The organism is Acidovorax soli, from assembly GCF_014207955.1.
GTDB lineage: Bacteria > Pseudomonadota > Gammaproteobacteria > Burkholderiales > Burkholderiaceae_C > Acidovorax > Acidovorax soli_A.
This window is the reverse complement of record NZ_JACHLK010000026.1, coordinates 1-17,459: the sequence shown is the minus strand read 5'-3', so window position 1 is coordinate 17,459 and position 17,459 is coordinate 1. Positions and strand designations below refer to the sequence as shown.

The 17,459-nt window shown below is 66.6% G+C and carries 16 protein-coding genes; 8 read left to right on the top strand and 8 right to left on the bottom strand.

Going from position 1 to position 17,459, the window contains the following annotated elements:
* Nucleotides 1–27: 27 nt before the first annotated feature.
* From HNP48_RS33210 to HNP48_RS33195, 4 genes are read right to left on the bottom strand one after another with little or no spacing between them, the layout of a single operon-like run.
* Entirely contained in the window at nucleotides 28–1,035 is a 1,008-nt protein-coding gene (locus HNP48_RS33210) for an aldo/keto reductase (RefSeq protein WP_184865508.1), read from the bottom strand.
* Nucleotides 1,032–2,072 carry an ABC transporter permease gene (locus HNP48_RS33205; RefSeq protein ID WP_184865505.1) on the bottom strand — a complete coding sequence of 347 codons (1,041 nt, stop codon included), beginning with the start codon at nucleotides 2,070–2,072 and terminating at the stop codon, nucleotides 1,032–1,034. The genes HNP48_RS33210 and HNP48_RS33205 overlap by 4 nt, the downstream gene beginning before the upstream one ends.
* A complete protein-coding gene (locus tag HNP48_RS33200; RefSeq protein WP_184865583.1) occupies nucleotides 2,069–3,589 on the bottom strand; it encodes a sugar ABC transporter ATP-binding protein in 1,521 nt (506 codons plus the stop codon). The genes HNP48_RS33205 and HNP48_RS33200 overlap by 4 nt, the downstream gene beginning before the upstream one ends.
* An 11-nt stretch (nucleotides 3,590–3,600) precedes the next feature.
* Nucleotides 3,601–4,647: a substrate-binding domain-containing protein gene (locus HNP48_RS33195; protein ID WP_184865503.1), complete on the bottom strand. Its 1,047-nt coding sequence runs from the start codon at nucleotides 4,645–4,647 to the stop codon at nucleotides 3,601–3,603.
* A 181-nt stretch (nucleotides 4,648–4,828) separates the two neighbouring features.
* Between HNP48_RS33195 and HNP48_RS33190 the strand changes: the two genes are divergently transcribed.
* Genes HNP48_RS33190 through HNP48_RS33180 form a run of 3 tightly spaced genes read left to right on the top strand, consistent with a single transcriptional unit; the run spans nucleotide 4,829 to nucleotide 8,899 of the window.
* Complete coding sequence (locus tag HNP48_RS33190) at nucleotides 4,829–6,373, top strand: FGGY family carbohydrate kinase (protein WP_184865501.1); 1,545 nt, start codon at nucleotides 4,829–4,831, stop codon at nucleotides 6,371–6,373.
* Nucleotides 6,370–8,142 carry a glycerol-3-phosphate dehydrogenase/oxidase gene (locus HNP48_RS33185; RefSeq protein WP_184865500.1) on the top strand — a complete coding sequence of 591 codons (1,773 nt, stop codon included), beginning with the start codon at nucleotides 6,370–6,372 and terminating at the stop codon, nucleotides 8,140–8,142. Before HNP48_RS33190 ends, HNP48_RS33185 begins: the two co-directional genes overlap by 4 nt.
* Nucleotide 8,143: 1 nt before the next feature.
* On the top strand, nucleotides 8,144–8,899 hold the full coding sequence (locus HNP48_RS33180) for a GntR family transcriptional regulator (RefSeq protein ID WP_094290671.1): 756 nt from the start codon (nucleotides 8,144–8,146) through the stop codon (nucleotides 8,897–8,899).
* 120 nt (nucleotides 8,900–9,019) lie between these two features.
* Here the strand turns inward: HNP48_RS33180 and HNP48_RS33175 are convergent, their stop codons facing one another.
* The 3 genes from HNP48_RS33175 to HNP48_RS33165 form a co-directional block, all read right to left on the bottom strand.
* Complete coding sequence (locus HNP48_RS33175) at nucleotides 9,020–10,900, bottom strand: DUF1963 domain-containing protein (protein ID WP_184865499.1); 1,881 nt, start codon at nucleotides 10,898–10,900, stop codon at nucleotides 9,020–9,022.
* Between the two features lie 187 nt (nucleotides 10,901–11,087).
* Nucleotides 11,088–11,381 (bottom strand): DUF4148 domain-containing protein, encoded by a 294-nt coding sequence (locus HNP48_RS33170; protein WP_184865498.1) that lies wholly within the window; start codon nucleotides 11,379–11,381, stop codon nucleotides 11,088–11,090.
* Nucleotides 11,382–11,434: 53 nt separating this feature from the next.
* Nucleotides 11,435–11,728 carry a DUF4148 domain-containing protein gene (locus tag HNP48_RS33165; RefSeq protein ID WP_184865497.1) on the bottom strand — a complete coding sequence of 98 codons (294 nt, stop codon included), beginning with the start codon at nucleotides 11,726–11,728 and terminating at the stop codon, nucleotides 11,435–11,437.
* Nucleotides 11,729–12,151: 423 nt separating this feature from the next.
* Between HNP48_RS33165 and HNP48_RS33160 the strand changes: the two genes are divergently transcribed.
* From HNP48_RS33160 to HNP48_RS33140, 5 genes are all read left to right on the top strand, one after another.
* Nucleotides 12,152–13,636: a YdiU family protein gene (locus tag HNP48_RS33160; RefSeq protein ID WP_184865496.1), complete on the top strand. Its 1,485-nt coding sequence runs from the start codon at nucleotides 12,152–12,154 to the stop codon at nucleotides 13,634–13,636.
* A complete protein-coding gene (msrB, locus tag HNP48_RS33155) occupies nucleotides 13,633–14,040 on the top strand; it encodes a peptide-methionine (R)-S-oxide reductase MsrB (protein ID WP_184865495.1) in 408 nt (135 codons plus the stop codon). Before HNP48_RS33160 ends, msrB begins: the two co-directional genes overlap by 4 nt.
* A gap of 150 nt (nucleotides 14,041–14,190) precedes the next feature.
* Nucleotides 14,191–14,730 (top strand): septation protein A, encoded by a 540-nt coding sequence (locus HNP48_RS33150; protein WP_184865494.1) that lies wholly within the window; start codon nucleotides 14,191–14,193, stop codon nucleotides 14,728–14,730.
* 2 nt (nucleotides 14,731–14,732) lie between these two features.
* Nucleotides 14,733–15,020, top strand: coding sequence for a BolA family protein (locus tag HNP48_RS33145; RefSeq protein WP_409362596.1), 288 nt, complete (start codon nucleotides 14,733–14,735; stop codon nucleotides 15,018–15,020).
* A gap of 67 nt (nucleotides 15,021–15,087) precedes the next feature.
* Entirely contained in the window at nucleotides 15,088–15,873 is a 786-nt protein-coding gene (locus HNP48_RS33140) for a peptidylprolyl isomerase (RefSeq protein WP_184865490.1), read from the top strand.
* Nucleotides 15,874–15,953: 80 nt separating this feature from the next.
* Here HNP48_RS33140 and HNP48_RS33135 read toward each other — a convergent pair whose 3' ends face one another.
* Complete coding sequence (locus HNP48_RS33135; RefSeq protein WP_184865488.1) at nucleotides 15,954–16,715, bottom strand: heparan-alpha-glucosaminide N-acetyltransferase; 762 nt, start codon at nucleotides 16,713–16,715, stop codon at nucleotides 15,954–15,956.
* Between the last annotated feature and the right edge of the window lie 744 nt (nucleotides 16,716–17,459).

The following is a 17,459-nucleotide window of genomic DNA, read 5'->3' as shown; positions in this document are numbered from 1 at the left end:
TTGGGTTGGGGTGTTGGGGAACAGGGGTCAGGCCAGGGCCTTCAGGTGGGCGCTGGCGGCATCGTCGATGCGCTGCACGGCTTCCTCTGGCAGATCCAGGGCGCCGGCGGTCGCGTTCTCGGTGGCCTGCGCCCGCGTGCGCGCACCGCACAGCGCCACCGAGACGCTGCCGCTGGCCAGTGTCCAGGCGATCATCAACTGCCCGAAGGAGCAGCCGAACTGCCGGCGCAGGGGCTCCAGCTCATCGAAGAAGGCCTGGAGGCGGGTGCGGTTGGCCGCGCTGAAACGCGGGTTGGTGGCGCGCTGGTCGTCGCCCGTGAACTGGCGCGCCGGGTCGATGGGGCCGGCCAGCAGGCCCAGCGCCAGCGAGGAATAGCCCAGGATGGCCACGTTGTTGCGGCCGCACAGGGGCAGCAGGGTCTGTTCGATCTCGCGGTCGATCAGGCTGTAGCGCTCCTGCGCGGCATCCACGGGGCCATGGCGCAGGTACTCGGCCAGCGTCGGGGCGTCCACATTGCTCACGCCGATCGCGCGGATCTTGCCCTGCTTCTTGAGGTCGAGCAGCGCGTCCATGGTCTCTTCCACGGGCGTGGTGCTGTCCTGCCAGTGGGTGATGTACAGGTCGATGTAGTCGGTCTGCAGGCGCTTCAGGCTCTCCTCGGCTTCGTGGAAGATCGACGCGCGACCCAGGTGGCGGTAGACCGGGTGGCCGTCTTCATCGAAGAAGTGCGTGCCCTGCTGCGTGTGCCAGACCAGGCCGCACTTGGTGGCGATCACGGCTTCGTGGCGACGGCCCTTGAGCGCGGCGCCCACGAGGCGTTCGGAGGCACCCAGGCCGTAGGCCGGCGCGGTGTCGACCAGCGTCACCCCGGCATCGAGCGAGGCGTGTATGGCTTCGGTGGCGGCAGCGCTGTCCTGCCCGCCCCACATCCAGCCGCCCATGGCCCAGGTGCCCAGGCCAATGGCCGAGCACTGGATGCCCGAGGCCCCCAGGGTGGTGGTCTTCATCGCGGCGTTCATCATCACGGCATTCATCGCTTGGTCTTTCGGGTGTTCATGAGGTGGTCGATGGTCACGGCGGCCAGCAGGATCAGGCCCTTGATCACGTCCTGCCAGTAGGGCGAGACATCCAGCAGGATCAGCGAGCTGGTCACCACCGAGAGCAGGGCCAGGCCCAGCACGGCGCCCAGCACCGTGCCCGAGCCGCCCTTGAGGCTGGCGCCGCCGATCACGGCGGCCGCGATCACGTTGAGCTCCATGCCCACGCCAAAGGTCGGTGTGGCGGCGCCGAAGCGTGCGGTGTAGATCACGCCGGCCAGGCCCGCCGAGGCTGCGCACAGCACCGTGACCCAGAACTTCACGTGGCCCACGCGGATGCCCGAATACAGCGCCGCCTTCTCGTTGCTGCCGGTGTAGAACACGCGGCGCAGCAGGCTGGCGCGGCGCAGCACGAAGTCGCTGACCACCACGATGAAGAGGAAGATCAGGATCACCGCCGGAATGCCGAACAGGTTGCCCTGGCCGATGAACTTGAACGAGGCCGGCAGTGAGAACAGCGATTGCGGCGTGCCCTGCGTGAGCGCCAGGCACAGGCCGCGCACGATGACCATGAAGGCCAGCGAGGCGATGAAGTGGTTGAGCCCGATGCGCACCACGCAGCCGCCGATCATGGCGCCGATGAGGGCACTGGCGGCGATCGCAATGAGCCCGGCCGTCCACGGGTCCAAGCCCATGAGGAACAGCTTGCCCGTGACCACCATGGCAAAGCAGACGACGGAGCCCACCGACAGATCGATGCCTCCCACGATGAGCAGAATGGTCATGCCCACGACCACGATGCCCTCGATGGAGAACGAGAGCAGCATGGCGCGGATGTTGTCCCAGGTCAGGAAGTAGGGCGAGGCGAAGCTCATGCCCACGCACAGCGCCAGGATGATGACCAGGAGGCCCATCTCGCGCATGCTGGTGAGCTTGGTTCCGCCCGGCTTTCCGGGCCCTCCCGGTTGCTGGGTCTCGCGCAGGGGCTGCAGGCCGGCCACGCTGCCGGCATCCAGTTGTGCGGGGTGATTCATGCCATTTCCTCGTGTTGTCGTTCCAGTCCCGAGGCCAGCCGCAGCAGGGCCTCTTCCGTCATGTCCTTGCCTTGCACCTCGCCCGCGACGCGGCCATCGCGGATGACCAGGGCCCGGTCGCACAGGCCGATGATTTCGGGCAGCTCCGAGGAGATGACCACCACGCCCACGCCCTGGCAGGCCAGGTCGCGCAGGATGTGGTGGATCTCCGACTTGGCCCCCACGTCCACGCCGCGCGTGGGCTCGTCCATCAGCAGCACGGCCGGGTTGGTGGCCAGCAGCTTGGCGATGGCCACTTTCTGCTGGTTGCCGCCGGAGAGGCTGGCCACCTCGATCTGCACGCCATCGGACTTGAGCTTCAGGCGCGTGCCCAGCTCCTGCGCCAGCCGGTGTTCGCTGGCGCGTTGCAGCAGACCGAAGCGTGAGCTCACGCGTGCCAGCGCCATCGAGGCGATGTTCTGCGCAATCGGCAGGTCCAGGTAGACGCCCGCGGCCTTGCGGTCCTCGCTCAGGTAGGCGATGCCGGCGCGCAGCGCGTCGCTGTACTTGCGGATGGCGATGGGCTTGCCGCTCAGGCGCACGCTGCCACCGGTGGAGGGGCGCAGGCCGCACAGGGTCTGTGCCATCTCGCTGCGCCCGGCGCCCATGAGCCCGGCGATGCCCAGCACCTCGCCGCGCTGCACGGTGAACGAGACGCCGTGCACACGCTCGCCATCGGCCAGGTCCTGCACCTCCAGCACGGGGGCCGTGGCATCGGCCTGCTGCTGCTTGGGCGGGTAGTAGTTGCCCAGGTCGCGCCCGACCATGCGGCGCACCAGACCGTCGGCGTCGAGTTCGGCCAGGGGGCCCGAATGCACGTTGCGCCCATCGCGCAGCACGGTCACGCGCGTGCAGTGGGCAAAGATCTCGGCCATGCGGTGGCTGATGTAGATGATGCCGATGCCCTGGTCCTTGAGGTCGTGCAGCACGCGAAAGAGGGCGGCCGACTCGTTGTCGGTGAGCGCGGCGGTCGGCTCATCGAGAATCAGCACCTTGCAGTCGAGCGTGAGCGCCTTGGCGATCTCGATCAACTGCTGGCTGGAGATGGGCAGGTCGCCCACGCAGGCCGCGGGGTCGATGTCCTGGCCCAGCCGCTGCAGCACCCGGGCCGCGCGCTCATTGAGGCTGGCGTAGTCCATCCATGCCTGCCGACCTGCATTGATCTCGGGCATGAAGATGTTCTCGGCCACGGTGGCGTCGGCGCACAGGGCGATTTCCTGGTGCACCAGGCCGATGCCCAGGCGCATGGCCTGGGCCGGCCCATCGATGGTGACCACGCGGCCATCGAGCGCTATCTCGCCCGCGTCCGGCTGGTGGATGCCATCGATGATGTTCATCAGCGTGGACTTGCCCGCGCCGTTCTCGCCGCACAGGGCGTGGATCTCGCCCGCCTGCAGCGAGAAGTCCACGCCCGAGAGTGCATGCGAAGCGCCGAAGCGCTTGCAGATGCCGCGCAGCGCGAGCAGGGGGGCATCCATGGTGGTGGTGCTCACTCGCTGATGCCCTTGGTGCCGCGGCGCGCGAGGTACTTGTCCCAGTAGAAGTCGTCGGCGTTGGCCTTGCTGACCACGGCCAGACCGTTGTCCAGGAAGGGCACGGCCATGGGGTTGGTGCCGTTGCGCTTGGCATCGTTCATCGGGTCGATGAGGCCGGGGTTCTTGGCCAGGAACAGCATCATCATGCCCATGTAGCCCTGCATGCCCTGGTTGGGGTTGATGGCGCCGAACACGTCGCCGGACTTGATCATGTCCAGGATCTTGGCGTTCACGTCGCAGCACATCACCTTGATGTTCTTCTTGCTCTCGACCTTGGCCTGGGCGGCACCCAGGGCCGAATTGGCCTCGGGCATGAACAGGGCGCCCAGGTTGGGGTTGGCCTGCGCCAGGCTCTGCACGGCCTGGTAGGCCTTGTTGGGGTCCTGGTTGCTGGCGGCGCGGCCCACCAGCTTCATGCCGGGGTGCTTGGTCTTCATGCGGTTGATGAAGGCGGCGATGCGGCGGTCGTGGTTGTCCTGGCCGGGGTTCTCCAGCACGGCGAACTCGCCCTTGCCATTCATCGACGCGGCGATGGCGTCGGCCGCCTGCGCGCCTTCGCGCTCGTTGTCCGAGGTGATGAAGGAGGTGCGCTTGGAGTTGGGCGAGTCGGCCGCGAAGGTGACCACCGGGATCCCCATGGCCGCGGCGCGGTTGATGGGCTCGATGAACGGATCGGGGTTCATGGGGTGCAGCAGAATGCCGGCGGGCTTGCGTGCCAGCTCCTGCTCGAACGAGGCCAGCTGCTTGTTCACGTCGTATTCGGGCGTACCGGTGTAGCGGGTGCGCACGCCCAGGGTGCGGCCGAGCTGCTTCATCATTTCGTAGACCGGGAACCAGTACTCCACACCCGAGACCATCACGTTCATCACGTAGACGTCGCTGGGGTTGCCACGCAGCCCTCCCGCCGCGGCGGGGGCTGCTGCGGGCTGCTGCGCGAATGCGCTGGTACCAGCCAGGCCGATGCCGGCGGCTGCTGCGGACTTCAGGAAATTACGCCTCATTTTTTGTCTCCTCTTGTTGAACAGGGCAGCGCATGGTGCTGCTTTCTCCAGGGCTGGGATGGGGTGCTTGGTGTCACGACAGTTGTTATGACAGGTAGAATGTAAGCGTGGATCGAATCGCCAGATAGTTAGGGGAAACACTACTGGATAAGCCCGCTGGTTCGACGGAAGCTGTTATGACATGAAGACCCAACTACTGATCGGCATCGACCTCGGGTCGAGCAGCCTCAAAGCCCTGGCCCTGGAGGCCGCGAGCGGCCGCACCGTGGCCCTGTCCCGCATGCCCCTGCAGCACGACCGCCTGCCCGGCGGTGGCTGCGAAGTGGGGGCGCCCATGATCCGCTCGGCCCTGTCCAGTGTGCTGCGCGATGTGGCGCACCAGCTGGGCAACCGGGTGGACGATGTCCGCGCCATCGGCTGCACCGGGCATGGCGCCGGCCTGTACGCGCTGGATGCACGCCATGAACTGGCCGGCGGCCGTGCCGTGGCCTCGACCGACCAGCGCGCCGCGGCGCGGGCCCAGTCGCTTGCCGCCAGTCGCGGGCCTGAGCTCCTGGCCGAGGTGGGCTGCCAGCCCTGGCCGGGCCAGCCGACCGTGATTGCCGCCGAGCTGCTGGGCCGCGATGCGGTGCGCAGCGGTGCCCTGCAGCGGCTGATGTTTGCCAAGGACTACGTGGGCTTTCTGCTCAGCGGCGAGATCGCCACCGATGCCAGCGATGCCAGCACCGCAGGCCTGCTGTCGGTGGCCACGGGCACCTGGTCGCCGCTGGCCTTTGCCGCTTCCGGCATTGCCGGCCTGGCGCCCCAGGCCTTCGGGCCGCTGGTGCGCAGTGGCGAGGTCATCGGCACGGTGCAGCCGGCAGCAGCGTCCGCCTACGGCCTGCCGGCCGGTATTCCGGTGGCCATGGGCGCCATCGACCTCCTGGCGGCGATGACGGCGGTGCGGGCCGAGGAGCGGGGCCGTGCGGTCTCCGTGCTGGGCACCTGGTGCGTGAACGCCGTCATCGGCCCGGTGCTGTCGCCCGGGCCGGACGTGGCCTCCACCGTCAATTTCGGCCCGCACGATCGGCGCCTGTACATGGAAAACAGCCCTTCGTCGATGGCCAACATCGCCTGGCTGGCCGGTGTGCTGGGCCTGCCCGATGCACGCGCAGTGGTCGATCTGGCGATGTCGGTGCCGCTGGGGGCCGGGGGCCTGCGCTTCTTGCCCTTCGTGAACGGCGGCGGCGGCGTCACCGCGGGCTTCGTGGGCCTCAAGAGCCACCACACGCGCGGTGACATGGCGCGGGCCGTGGTCGATGCAGTGGCGGCGCTGCATGCGCGCCACACCGCCCGGCTGGCCGCCGGGGGCCTGCCGGTTTCGGCCTCCACCGTGCTGGGCGGCGGCGCCAGCGATACGCGCCTGGTGCGCCTGCTGGCCGGCCTGCTGGGGCACCCGGTGGAGCGCTGCGCCGACGACGAGACCGGTGCGCGGGGGGCGGCGATCTACGCCGCGATGTCGCAGGGCATCGACGCGGCCCCCTTGTGCGCACCGTGCGACACGGTCGAGCCCGATGCCGGCCAGGCCCGGGCCCATGCGGATTTCAACGCCGACTTCAACGAGCTGATCACCACCATGTCCCCTGTCTTCGGCCACCTGGCCGGCCATGCGCCAGAGCGCGCGCCCGCACCCGCCACGCCGATCCCGGCGCCTGTTCCTGTGCAGCAGGTGGAGGCATTGCCATGAGCACCACATCGGCACTGCCTTTCGTGCGCCCGGCCGCCGTGGCTGGCCGCCATTTCTCCACGGTGATCGTGGGCGCGGGCATCAACGGCGTGGGCGTGTTCCGCGACCTGTCGCTGCAGGGGGTGGACTGCCTCATCGTCGACAAGGGTGATTTCAGTGCGGGTGCCAGCAGCGCGCCCTCGCGCATGATCCACGGTGGCCTGCGATACCTGGAGAGCGGCAGCTTCTCACTGGTGGCCGAGGCCACGCGCGAGCGCAACCTGCTTTTGCGCAACGCGCCGCACCTGGTACAGCCGCTCAAGACCGTGGTGCCGCTGTCGAGCTTCTTCGGCGGGCTGATGAGCAGTGCGCTCAAGTTCCTGGGGCGCACGCCGCCCCAACGCACGCGTGGCCTGCTGGCCGTGGCCACGGGCCTGCGCCTGTACGACCTGCTGGGCCGGCGCCAGCGCGTGATGCCCAACCACCGCATCAGCCGCGTGCAGCCGGCCGACCGCCAGCTGTTCCGCGCCGCCGTGCGCTGGACCGCAACGTTCTTCGACGCCTGGATCAGCCACCCCGAATGGCTGGTGCTGGAGCTGGTGCGCGATGCCTGCCGCGACCAGCCCCGCTCTGCGGCGGCCAACCACTGCCGTGTGATGGGCTGCGCGGGCAAGACCCTCACGCTGCGCGACGAGACCACGGGCGAGGTGGTGCAGGTGACGGCCGATGCAGTGGTCAATGCCAGCGGCGCCTGGCTGGACCGCAGCACGGCACTGCTCGGTGGCGCCGTGCCGCGCGTGATGGGCACCAAGGGCTCGCACCTGGTGCTCGACCACCCGGCGCTGCGCGATGCCCTGCAGGGGCGCATGGCGTATTTCGAGGCGCTCGATGGCCGTGTGTGCATCGTCTACCCTTTCCTGGACCGCGTGCTCGTGGGTTCCACCGACATCCCGGTGGACGACCCCGACCAGATCGCCACCGAGCCGGCCGAGGTGGATTACCTGCTGGAGGTGCTGGGCGAGGTCTTCCCCAACCTGTCCTTCGGGCGCAAGGATGTGGTCTACACCTATGTGGGTGTGCGGCCCCTGGCGCGCTCGGACGCGGACAAGCCCGGGCAGATCTCGCGCGACCATTCGGTGGTGATCGACCCTCCGTCTCCTTCGCGCGACATTCCGGTCGTGGGCCTGGTGGGCGGCAAGTGGACCACCTTCCGTGCGCTGGCCGAAGAGGCCACCAACGAGGTGCTGCATCTGTTGGGTCGCGAGCGCACGGCCTCCACGCGGCAATTGCCGATTGGCGGGGGCTCGGGCATGCCGCAGGGCGGGCAGGCGACCGAGCGTTTCATCGAGCGCATTGCCCAGGATGCGGGCCTGGCGCGCGAGCGCGCCCAGGCGCTGCTGCGCCGCTACGGCTCCGAGGCCTTGCGCATGGCCCCGCGTTTCAAGGTGGCAGGCGACGTGCCACTGCAGCACGCCCCTGACTACTCGGCGGCCGAGGTGGCCTGGCTGTGCACCGAAACCGGTGTGATCCACCTCGACGACCTCGTGATCCGCCGCACGCTGCTGGCCATTCGCGGCCTGGTCACCGATGCCGCGCTGGCCGAGATGGCCGGCATTGCCGCAGAGGCTTTGGGCTGGGATGCAGGGCGCGAGCGGCAGGAGTTGCACAATTGCACCACTGCACTGCGCGAGCGCCATGGCGTGCGCCTGGCCCCCGCAGCCCCCGATTCCGATGCCGTGCCGGCTTTCCATGCACCTTTGACCACCCATCCGGCCCTGAGCCCGACATGACGTGAATTCACCGAACGAACTCCAGCCGCTTCTCGACCGCAATTCCGAATCGCCCCTGTGGGCGCAGTTCCGCGATGCCCTGCGCCTGCAGATCCTGCAGGGTGACCTGGCCATCGGCGCCAAGCTGCCCTCCGAGGCCGAACTGGGCGAGCAGTTCGGCATCTCGCGCATCGTGGTGCGCGAGGCCCTGGCCGACCTGGTGCGCAACAACCTGATCTACAAGATCAAGGGCCGCGGTGCCTTTGTCGCGGCGCGTGAGCGCGACGAGGATTTTGTCTCCACCGTGCTCGGCTTCTCCGACGAAATGGAGCGCAAGGGCCGCTCGGTGCGCACGCAGATCCTGTCGCAGCAACTGCGTGACCCCACGCCGCAGGAGATCAGCGCGCTGGGCCTCACCGACGACACCCAGGTCGTGGCCCTGAAGCGGCTGCGCAGCGTGGACGGCGAGTTGCGCCTGCTGGTGGAGACCGTGGTGCCCGCCGACCTGGCGCCCGGCCTGCACCGCATGCGCCTGGACGACCGCTCGCTCTATGACGTGCTGCGCCGCCAGTACGGCGTGCGCCTGGTGCGCGCCGAGCGCTGGATCGACGCCGTGCTGCCCGATGCCGAGACCTGCGGCCTGCTGCAGCTGGAAACCCCTGAGCCGCTGCTGCGCATCGAGTCCATCGCCTATGGCGCCAATGGCCGGCGCCTGGAGTATTACAACGCCTTGCACCGCTGCAAGTCGAGCCGCCTGCATGTGCAAACCACGACCTGAGCGGCAAAAAAAGCTCTTCTGGCGTCGTTGCTGCGTCTTGTCGTACTACCCGTACTGCCTGCGACGCAGCGCCTAGCCAGAACCGCTTCGCTGAGCTTTGTTTGCCGCTCTTTCGATCACTCAAGACTCGATGAAGCCCAGCACGCGCGAGAAGTCACCCAAGGCCAGGTCCTTGCGGTGGATGGTAAAGGTCAGTGTGCCGGCATCCCAGAACTCGAAGCCCGGGTGCTGGTCGGAGCCCAGGCGCAACAGGACCACCCACTCTCCAGGGCTGCCGCGTTGCAGCGCCACGGATTGTTCTTCGGGGCTTTCGTGCTGGGTGAAGACAAAGGCGTTCTGCAGGTGCACGCCATGCTGGTTGTCCGGGCTGAATGCCAGTTCGTCGGCCAGCTCTGCATAGGTATCGCTCAGTGCGTCATCCCCATAGATCTCCATGAGTCCGGCATCCTCGCCCGTGTAGCGATCATGGCCGTTGTAGAGGATGGGCAGGGACACGGTGGCGTCCACCACGGCGCGGTAGCCCTTGTAGGCCCGTGACACATCGATGTCGTCCACCGAATCGACCTCTGGCCCCCAGGTATGGGGTGCGAGGGACGCCCGCGGGGACGTGTCGTGCAACACGCGCACGCCGTCGGACGGGTCCTGGCTCTCGGCAAAGAAATACAGCCGTCCGGTACGCGGCAGCCAGCTTTGCAGCCCTGCGATGGCGTCGAGGTCCAGCTGCGCATAGAAGTGCCAGGGCTTGCCATCGGTGGTGGGGTAGGGCAGGCCGGGCGGCAGGTCCGGCGCCCCGCCAAATCGGGTGCCGCCCAGTACCGGCGGCGCGTCGGGGTCGGTCGTGCGCCAGCGCAGCGCCTGGCGCGCGTGGCGCAGCAAAAGGGGTTCGTGGTCCAGAAGCCCGTGCCGGGCCAGGCCGTCATGCAGCAGGGCGGCATGCGCCGGGCTGCTGCGGGCCAGAAACGGCTCGGCGCTCGTGGTCACCTCGATTTCGGGGCGGTAGCGCATGTCGCGAAACAGCGGCAGGTAGCGCACGTCCACCTGCAGGTTCTCGATGCGGTCGATCGACGCGGGCAGCGAGGTGAAGGCATTGCCGCTCAGATTCAGTGCCTTGAGCGAGGGCATGTGGCCTATGGCTTCGGGCAGTGACGTGAGCTGGTTGTAGGCCAGGTCCAGCCGTTCGAGGTGGGGCAGTTGGGCGATCTGTTCGGACACGCTGGTGAGCATCCCGGGGGACATGGCCAGGTGGCGCAATTGGCTCAGTTGCCCGATGGCGTCGGGCAGGTGGCGCACGCTGGTGTTCGACAGGTCCAGCCGGGTCAGCTGTTGCAGCGTGCCGATGGCCTCGGGCAGTTCCGTGAAACGGGCGTGGTCCGTGGAGGCGTAGTCCAGGATCAGCGACTCGATGGCGGTGAACGCCAGCACTTCTTCGGGAAACCGGTCTGTCTTGGGGGTCTCCGGTCGCCATTGCTGGCGCAAGGTCAGGTGGCGCACTGTGCCGGCGGGCACGGCCTGTGCGGCGTCCAGGCTGTGGAAGTCACGTGGCCTGGGGCGTACTTCGCCCCGCGGAAAGTGGCGCACCAGATGCAGTGGCGTGCCCTCTGCATCGTCATGGTGCTCCTGGCGCAGCACGCCGCGCAGGGCGATGCGGTCAGGGGCCAGCTCGACCTGGCCGAAAAAGCGCAGGCCGTACGCCACACCCTGGACGTAGAGATGGAATGGGGAGCCCGGGTCGGTGTTCGGGTAGGAAAACACGCGATGCGGTTCCCCCGCGCGGTCGTCGAAATGGAACAGGCCGCTGGACCAAAGATGCGGTGCAGGGGTGCCATCCCAGGCGCGCAGGGCTTCCTCGCGCAGCGTACCGCGCGCGGGCACAGGGTTGGCCTTGAAATCGAAACGCATGCCACCGTCTTCGAACACCACCTTGGAATCTGCGGAGAACGAGAACGAGGTGGTGCCGATCTGGAAAACGTCCTGGGGCGGGGCGGTGGAGGTACGGGTCATGGTGCGGGCAGGTCGGCAAATGTCCCTGTCGATTGTGGCAAACCCGCGCCCATGAAAAAGGGCTCCCGCATGGGAGCCCTTTTAAGAGTATGGGGGAAACACTTCCACATGGTGGCGGTGCCCACGACCGTGAAACACCACCACCATGGGAAGGCCCGCAACTGACGAGCCTTGTCAGGCTGGGTGTTCAGAAGGCGCTGATTTCGCCCGAAGGGATCTGGCCCAGGCGCACGGCTTCGGCAGCGGCGGCGCGCACGGCAGCGCGGTCGGCGGTGGACTTGTAAGTCACGACGCGCGAACCAGCGGGTTCCAGGCTGCGGGTCTGGGCCACGGTAGCGGCTTCAGCGGCCACTTCGGCGCGGGTGCGGTTCGTGTCGAACTTCAGGGCGAACTGCGAAGCGTCAGCTTCGTCAGCGTGGGCGCCAAAGGCAGAGAAAGCAGCCACAGCGGCGATGGACAGGAAACGTGCGGTCTTGTTCATGGTGATCTCGATTCTTGATTTGGTCAATGGAGCAGGGGCCGGTACAGCGCGTCTTACAGGGCGCCGACTTCGCCGTGGGAGATCTGGCCGGTGCGCACAGCGTTAGCAGCCTGGGCACGCACAGCAGCGCGGTCGGCGGTGGACTTGTAGGTCGCCACACGCGAACCAGCGGGCTCGATGCTGCGCGTTTGTGCCACGGTGGCGGCTTCGGCTGCCACTTCGGCGCGGGTGCGGTTGGTGTCGAACTTGGTGGCAAATTGCGAAGCATCGGCTTCGTCGGCGTGGGCACCGAAGGAAGCGAAAGCAGCCACAGCGGCGATGGAGAGGAAGCGGGCGGTCGTGTTCATGATGAAATCCTTTGAAAGTAAAACAGCGTCTCAGACAAACCGGAGCGAAACCATTTCGGACCGGGTTCGGTGAGTCGCCTTGCGGGTTCGGCTCATCGATGGGTTGAACTGTACGCCGATGGTGTTCATGAAAAAACCATTCAGTCGCGAACTATCTATTTCAGTTTTAGGAATAATGATTGCAGTAAAAGCAGCGGGTTTACCCTGTGATTGCCCTGTGTGACGATGTCTTGTCGGGGTCGGTGAAATCCGTTTAAGGTATTGATTGAATTGGGTTTTCCTGCTTTTTCATGGTCCCGAAGGTTTTTCTGAAGTCCTGCGCGGATCGTTGCCGGTCTGGAAACGATTGGTGACAAAACAGGCCGCAAACCTCGGCATGTCCCGACTGGGAGCGGGGCCTCGCGGCTCGGGGACAATCGGGGCATGAACATGTCCATCGACAGCGAGGCCGCATCGGCATCCGGCCTGGCCTGGCGCCACGGGTTTGCGGGCCTGGGCCCGGCGTTTTTCACCGAGCTGCAGCCCACGCCCTTGCCCAGCCCCCATTGGGTGGGGGCCAGCGCCGACGTGGCAGGCCTGTTGGGCATCAGCGAGGCGTGGCTGCGCAGCGACGCGGCCCTGCAGGCCTTCACGGGCAACACGGTGCTGCCGGGCTCACGGCCGCTGGCCAGCGTCTACAGCGGGCACCAGTTCGGCATCTGGGCGGGGCAACTGGGCGATGGCCGTGCCATCCTTCTGGGCGAAACGGCTGGTGGCTACGAGATCCAGCTCAAAGGGGCTGGCCGCACGCCGTATTCCCGCATGGGCGATGGCCGTGCCGTGCTGCGCTCGAGCATCCGCGAGTTCCTGTGCAGCGAAGCCATGCATGCCCTGGGCGTGCCGACCACGCGCGCGCTGTGCATCACGGGTTCGCCCGCGCCGGTGCGCCGCGAAGAGGTCGAGACGGCGGCCGTGGTGACCCGCGTGGCGCCCAGCTTCATCCGCTTCGGGCACTTCGAGCATTTCTCGGCCAATGGCATGGAGGCGGAGCTCAAGGCCCTGGCCGACTATGTGATCGACCGCTACTACCCTGAATGCCGGGGGCGCAGCGAGTTGGCGGGCAACCCCTACGCCGCGCTGCTGCAGGCGGTGAGCGAGCGCACGGCCGTGCTCATGGCGCAGTGGCAGGCCGTGGGCTTCTGCCATGGGGTGATGAACACCGACAACATGAGCATCCTGGGCCTGACCATCGACTACGGCCCGTTCCAGTTCCTCGACTCCTTCGTGCCCGGCCATGTCTGCAACCACAGCGACACCCAGGGCCGCTATGCCTACAACCGCCAGCCCAATGTGGCGTACTGGAATGTGTTCTGCCTGGCGCAGGCGCTGCTGCCGCTGATCGGCGACCAGGAACTGGCCATGGCCGCGCTGGAGTCGTACAAGACAGTGTTCCCGGCCGAATTCATGGCCCGCATGCGTGCCAAGCTGGGCCTGGGCACTGTGGCCGGGGAGGGCGATGCCGAACTGGTCGATGGCCTGCTGGTGCTGCTGGCCAAGGGCGGCGTGGACTACCCCATCTTCTGGCGCCGCCTGTCGCATGCTGTCGGCACGGGCGAATTCGAGCCTGTGCGCGGCATGGTGCCCGACCAGGAGGGCTGGGATGCCTGGCTGGCCACGTACCTGGCCGAGCCCCGGCTGGCCGACCGGGCCCGTGCATCGGAGGCCATGCTGGCCGTGAACCCCAAGTTCGTGCTGCGCAACCATTTGTGCGAAGAAGCCATCCGTGCAGCGAAACTTGGCGACTTCAGCGTGCTCCAAACCTTGCAGCGGCTGCTGGCGAGCCCATGTGAGGAGCATCCGGGGCACGATTCCTACGCTGCCTTCCCGCCCGCCTGGGCGTCCACCATCGAGATCAGCTGTTCATCATGACCTATCCCGTCCACAAGACCGATGCCCAATGGCAGGCCGTGCTCCAGGAAAAGGGCGCCGAACCCGCGGCCCTGCAGGTAACGCGCTACGCTGCCACCGAACGCCCCTTCACCGGCAAGTACGAGGCCCACTGGGCCGACGGCAGCTACCACTGCATCTGCTGCGGCGCCAAGCTGTTCGATTCGCACACCAAGTTCGACGCGGGCTGCGGCTGGCCCAGTTTTTCCGAAGCCGTGCCGGGCGCCATCCAGGAAATCGTGGACCACAGCCATGGCATGGTGCGCACCGAGACGGTGTGTGCACAATGCGGGGCCCACCTGGGCCATGTGTTCGAAGACGGTCCCCAGCCCACCGGCCTGCGTTACTGCATGAATTCGGCCTCTCTCGATTTCGAAGACAAGTGAAATGAAGCACCCCCTGAGTCGCTTCGCGCCTTCCCCCTCAAGGGGGACGCCGCCAGCGCGGCGGGGCGGCCCTTGCGCGGCGGCCGCTGGTCTGGCCAGCGCGCCGTGTGGGGTGCAGCGCAATACATGAAGAACTGACGTTCGCATTCAATGAAAATCCTGATCGACTTCTTCCCCATCCTGCTGTTCGTCGGCGCCTACAAGTTCTACAACATCTATGTGGCCACCGGCGTGCTGATGGCGGCCACGGTGGTGCAGATGGCCCTGATCTACCTGATCGACCGGCGCCTGCAGACCATGCACAAGGTGACGCTGGTGCTGATCCTGCTGTTCGGCACGCTCACCCTGGTGCTGCAGGATGACCGTTTCATCAAGTGGAAGCCGACGGTGCTCTATGGCGCCATGGCGTTGGCGCTCGCGGTGGCGCTGTGGATTCTCAAGAAGAACTACCTCAAGCTGCTGCTGGGCAGCCAGATGGAGCTGCCCGAGGGCGTCTGGATGCGCCTGAACGTGGCCTGGGTGCTCTACTGCGCCTTCATGTCAGCCATCAATGCCTATGTGGTGCTCAATTTCAGCACCGAGGCCTGGGTGGAGTTCAAGCTCTGGGGCTATGCGTTTCCGCTGGTCTTTTTGGTGGCGCAGGGCATCTACATTGCGCCCCACCTCAAGAACGACGAGCCCGCTGCATGACCATGGCGACGACCCCCGATGCCGCCGCCACGCCCTCCCTGGCCCGGCAGATGCAGGCGCGCCTGGCCGAGCGCCTGGCGCCCACGGCGCTGGAGGTGATCGACGAGAGCGCCGACCATGCCGGCCACGCGGGCGCCAATGGAACCGGCTTTGGCACCCACTTTCGCGTGCGGATCGCCTCACCAATGTTTACAGGCAAGGCCCGGGTGGCGCGCCACCGGCTTGTGTATGATTCGCTGCAGGAATTTATCGACCAGGGCGTTCACGCCCTTGCCATTGAAATTCTCTGAACCGGCCTTATATCTCCATCTGCCGGATTTCAGCTGGCAAATTACCTTCTCATTTTTTGGATTCCGCATGAAGAAACAGCTCCTGTCCGGCCTCGTGGCCGCTGCCGTGCTGGGCACGATGGCCCTGCCCGTTTCCGCCCAGAATCTCGCCATCGTCAATGGCAAGGCCATCCCCAAGGAACGCGCTGAAGTGTTCAAGCGCCAACTGGCCAACTCGGGCCGCCCCGTGACGCCGGAAGTCGAAGGCCAGATCAAGGACGAACTGATCACCCGCGAAGTCTTCATGCAGGAAGCGCAAAAGCGCGGCCTGGAAACCTCGGGTGACTTCAAGGTCCAGATGGAAATGGCACGCCAGACCATCCTGATCCGTGAACTGTTCGTGGACTTCCAGAAGAACAATCCCGTGACGGACGAGGAAATCAAGGCCGAGTACGACAAGTTCGTTGCCGCCAACAGCGGCAAGGAATACAAGGCCAGCCACATCCTGATCGAGAAGGAAGCCGACGCCAAGGCCGCCATCGCCGCCATCAACAAGGGCGCCAAGTTCGAAGAGATCGCCAAGAAGCAATCCAAGGACCCAGGCTCCGGTGCCAACGGCGGCGCCATGGACTGGGCCAGCCCTTCGAGCTATGTCTCGGAATTCACCGAAGCCATGATCAAGCTCGAAAAGGGCAAGATGTCGCAGACCCCGGTCAAGAGCCAGTTCGGCTACCACATCATCCGTCTGGACGACGTGCGCCAGGCCGAGCTGCCCAAGCTCGAAGACGTGAAGCCCCAGGTCGCCCAGCAACTGCAACAGCAAAAGCTGGCCAAGTACCAGGAAGAGCTGCGCTCCAAGGCCAAGGTCGAGTAATCGATCCCCAATAAGCCCCCCTCCCAGCAAAAACGCGGCCTCGGCCGCGTTTTTTCATGGGATTTGCTTGGCCAATCACGTCACGGCTTGGAGACCCAGGCCAGCCCCATCGCGATGGGAATGAGCACCGGCTGGTGCACCATGTAAAAGCTCAGGGACCAGCGGCCCAGCACCGCCAGGGGGGTGAACATCCTGGGCAGCGGCGCCTGCAGCCAGCCGCTGCTCCCCCTGCGCAGGGCCCACTGGCCCGCAGCCAGCCCCCACCAGAGCACACCCAGCCAGGGGAAGATGGGCACATAGTCCTCGGTGAAGGGCTTGCGCGCCACGAGGCCCAGCCAGTTGAGCGTGCGCGCATTGAAGGCCGGGGCCAGGTCGCTCCACGCCCCCGTCAGCAGATGGGTGGCCGCCGCGGGCAGGGCCAGGGCCACCAGGCCGCACAGCCACAGCCAGGCGCCCCATCCGGCGGTGAAGCGCGCGATCAGCAGCATCACCGCCATGCCCTGCAGCACGCCGAAGTAGATGAAGCTGCGCGGGAACATGAAGAACGAGCCCAGGCTCACCAGCAGGGCGCAGCCGGCGATCTGCAGCCAGCGGCGGGTGAATCGCTGGAAGGTCTGGCCCTGGTGCAGCGCGATGGCCTGGCCCAGGCCGGCGCAGAACAGGAACAGGCTCAGGATCAGGGTGCGCTGGGTGGTCCAGACCGGGTCATTGCGGAAGTCCTGGGGCCAGACGCCGAAATGGGCCAGGTCGAAGCAGAAGTGGAAGGCGGCCATCCAGACCATGGCGGCTGCGCGCAGGGCGTCTACGGCTTCGTAACGGGTTGGTTTTGAGAGTGGGTTCATTCGGGGCGCAAGCGCGGTGGGCTTGGGGTGGATCGTAGCGTGGTGGGGGGGGCGTGTTGCCGTTTGTGGTTGTGGGTGCTTCGGCTTTTGTTTTGAGGGCGGAGGCCGGGATGTGCGCTCGGCGGCGCAGTAACTTTCTCTTGCGTCGCCAAGAGAAAGTCACCAAAGAGAAGGCGACCCCCAGTCTGCGTCCCCCATCGCCCGAAGGGCGATGGGGGCAGCCTGCGATGCTCGGAACTGGGGTGGGCGTCGATGAACTCCCTGCGCTGCCTCTGCGAGGCAGCTCCGGTCAAACAGCATCGACGAGCCAGACGACGAAGTGCATGTGTCCTTCGGCACATGCACCCACCCCAGCTCCTGCGCTTCTCGGCGCAGCCAGAAGGGGTGGGAGCGGGGTCAGAGACGGCTGCTGCTGCGCAGCTACGCCGGGTGTCGGTTACGCGCTGCGCGCTGCCGACGCGTGGGCGCGATCGCTCTGCAAGGCCAAGCGCAGCGAGGCAGATCGGGCCGAGCGAAGCAATGGCCCGTCTCGGTATCCACCCCCTTCTGACCGTGCCGAGAAGCGCAGAAGCTGGGGTGGCGTGTGTGCCGCAGGACACACACGCTTCGTGATCTCTCAAGAAACAACAGACAACCAGTTGATTTTCCTGAGGTTCTTAAACAGCGCTGCCGCAAGGGACGAGTTGCATCCCCATGACCTTGGCCTTTGTGGCGAGGTTGTGCAATACCCTTTGGCGATAACGC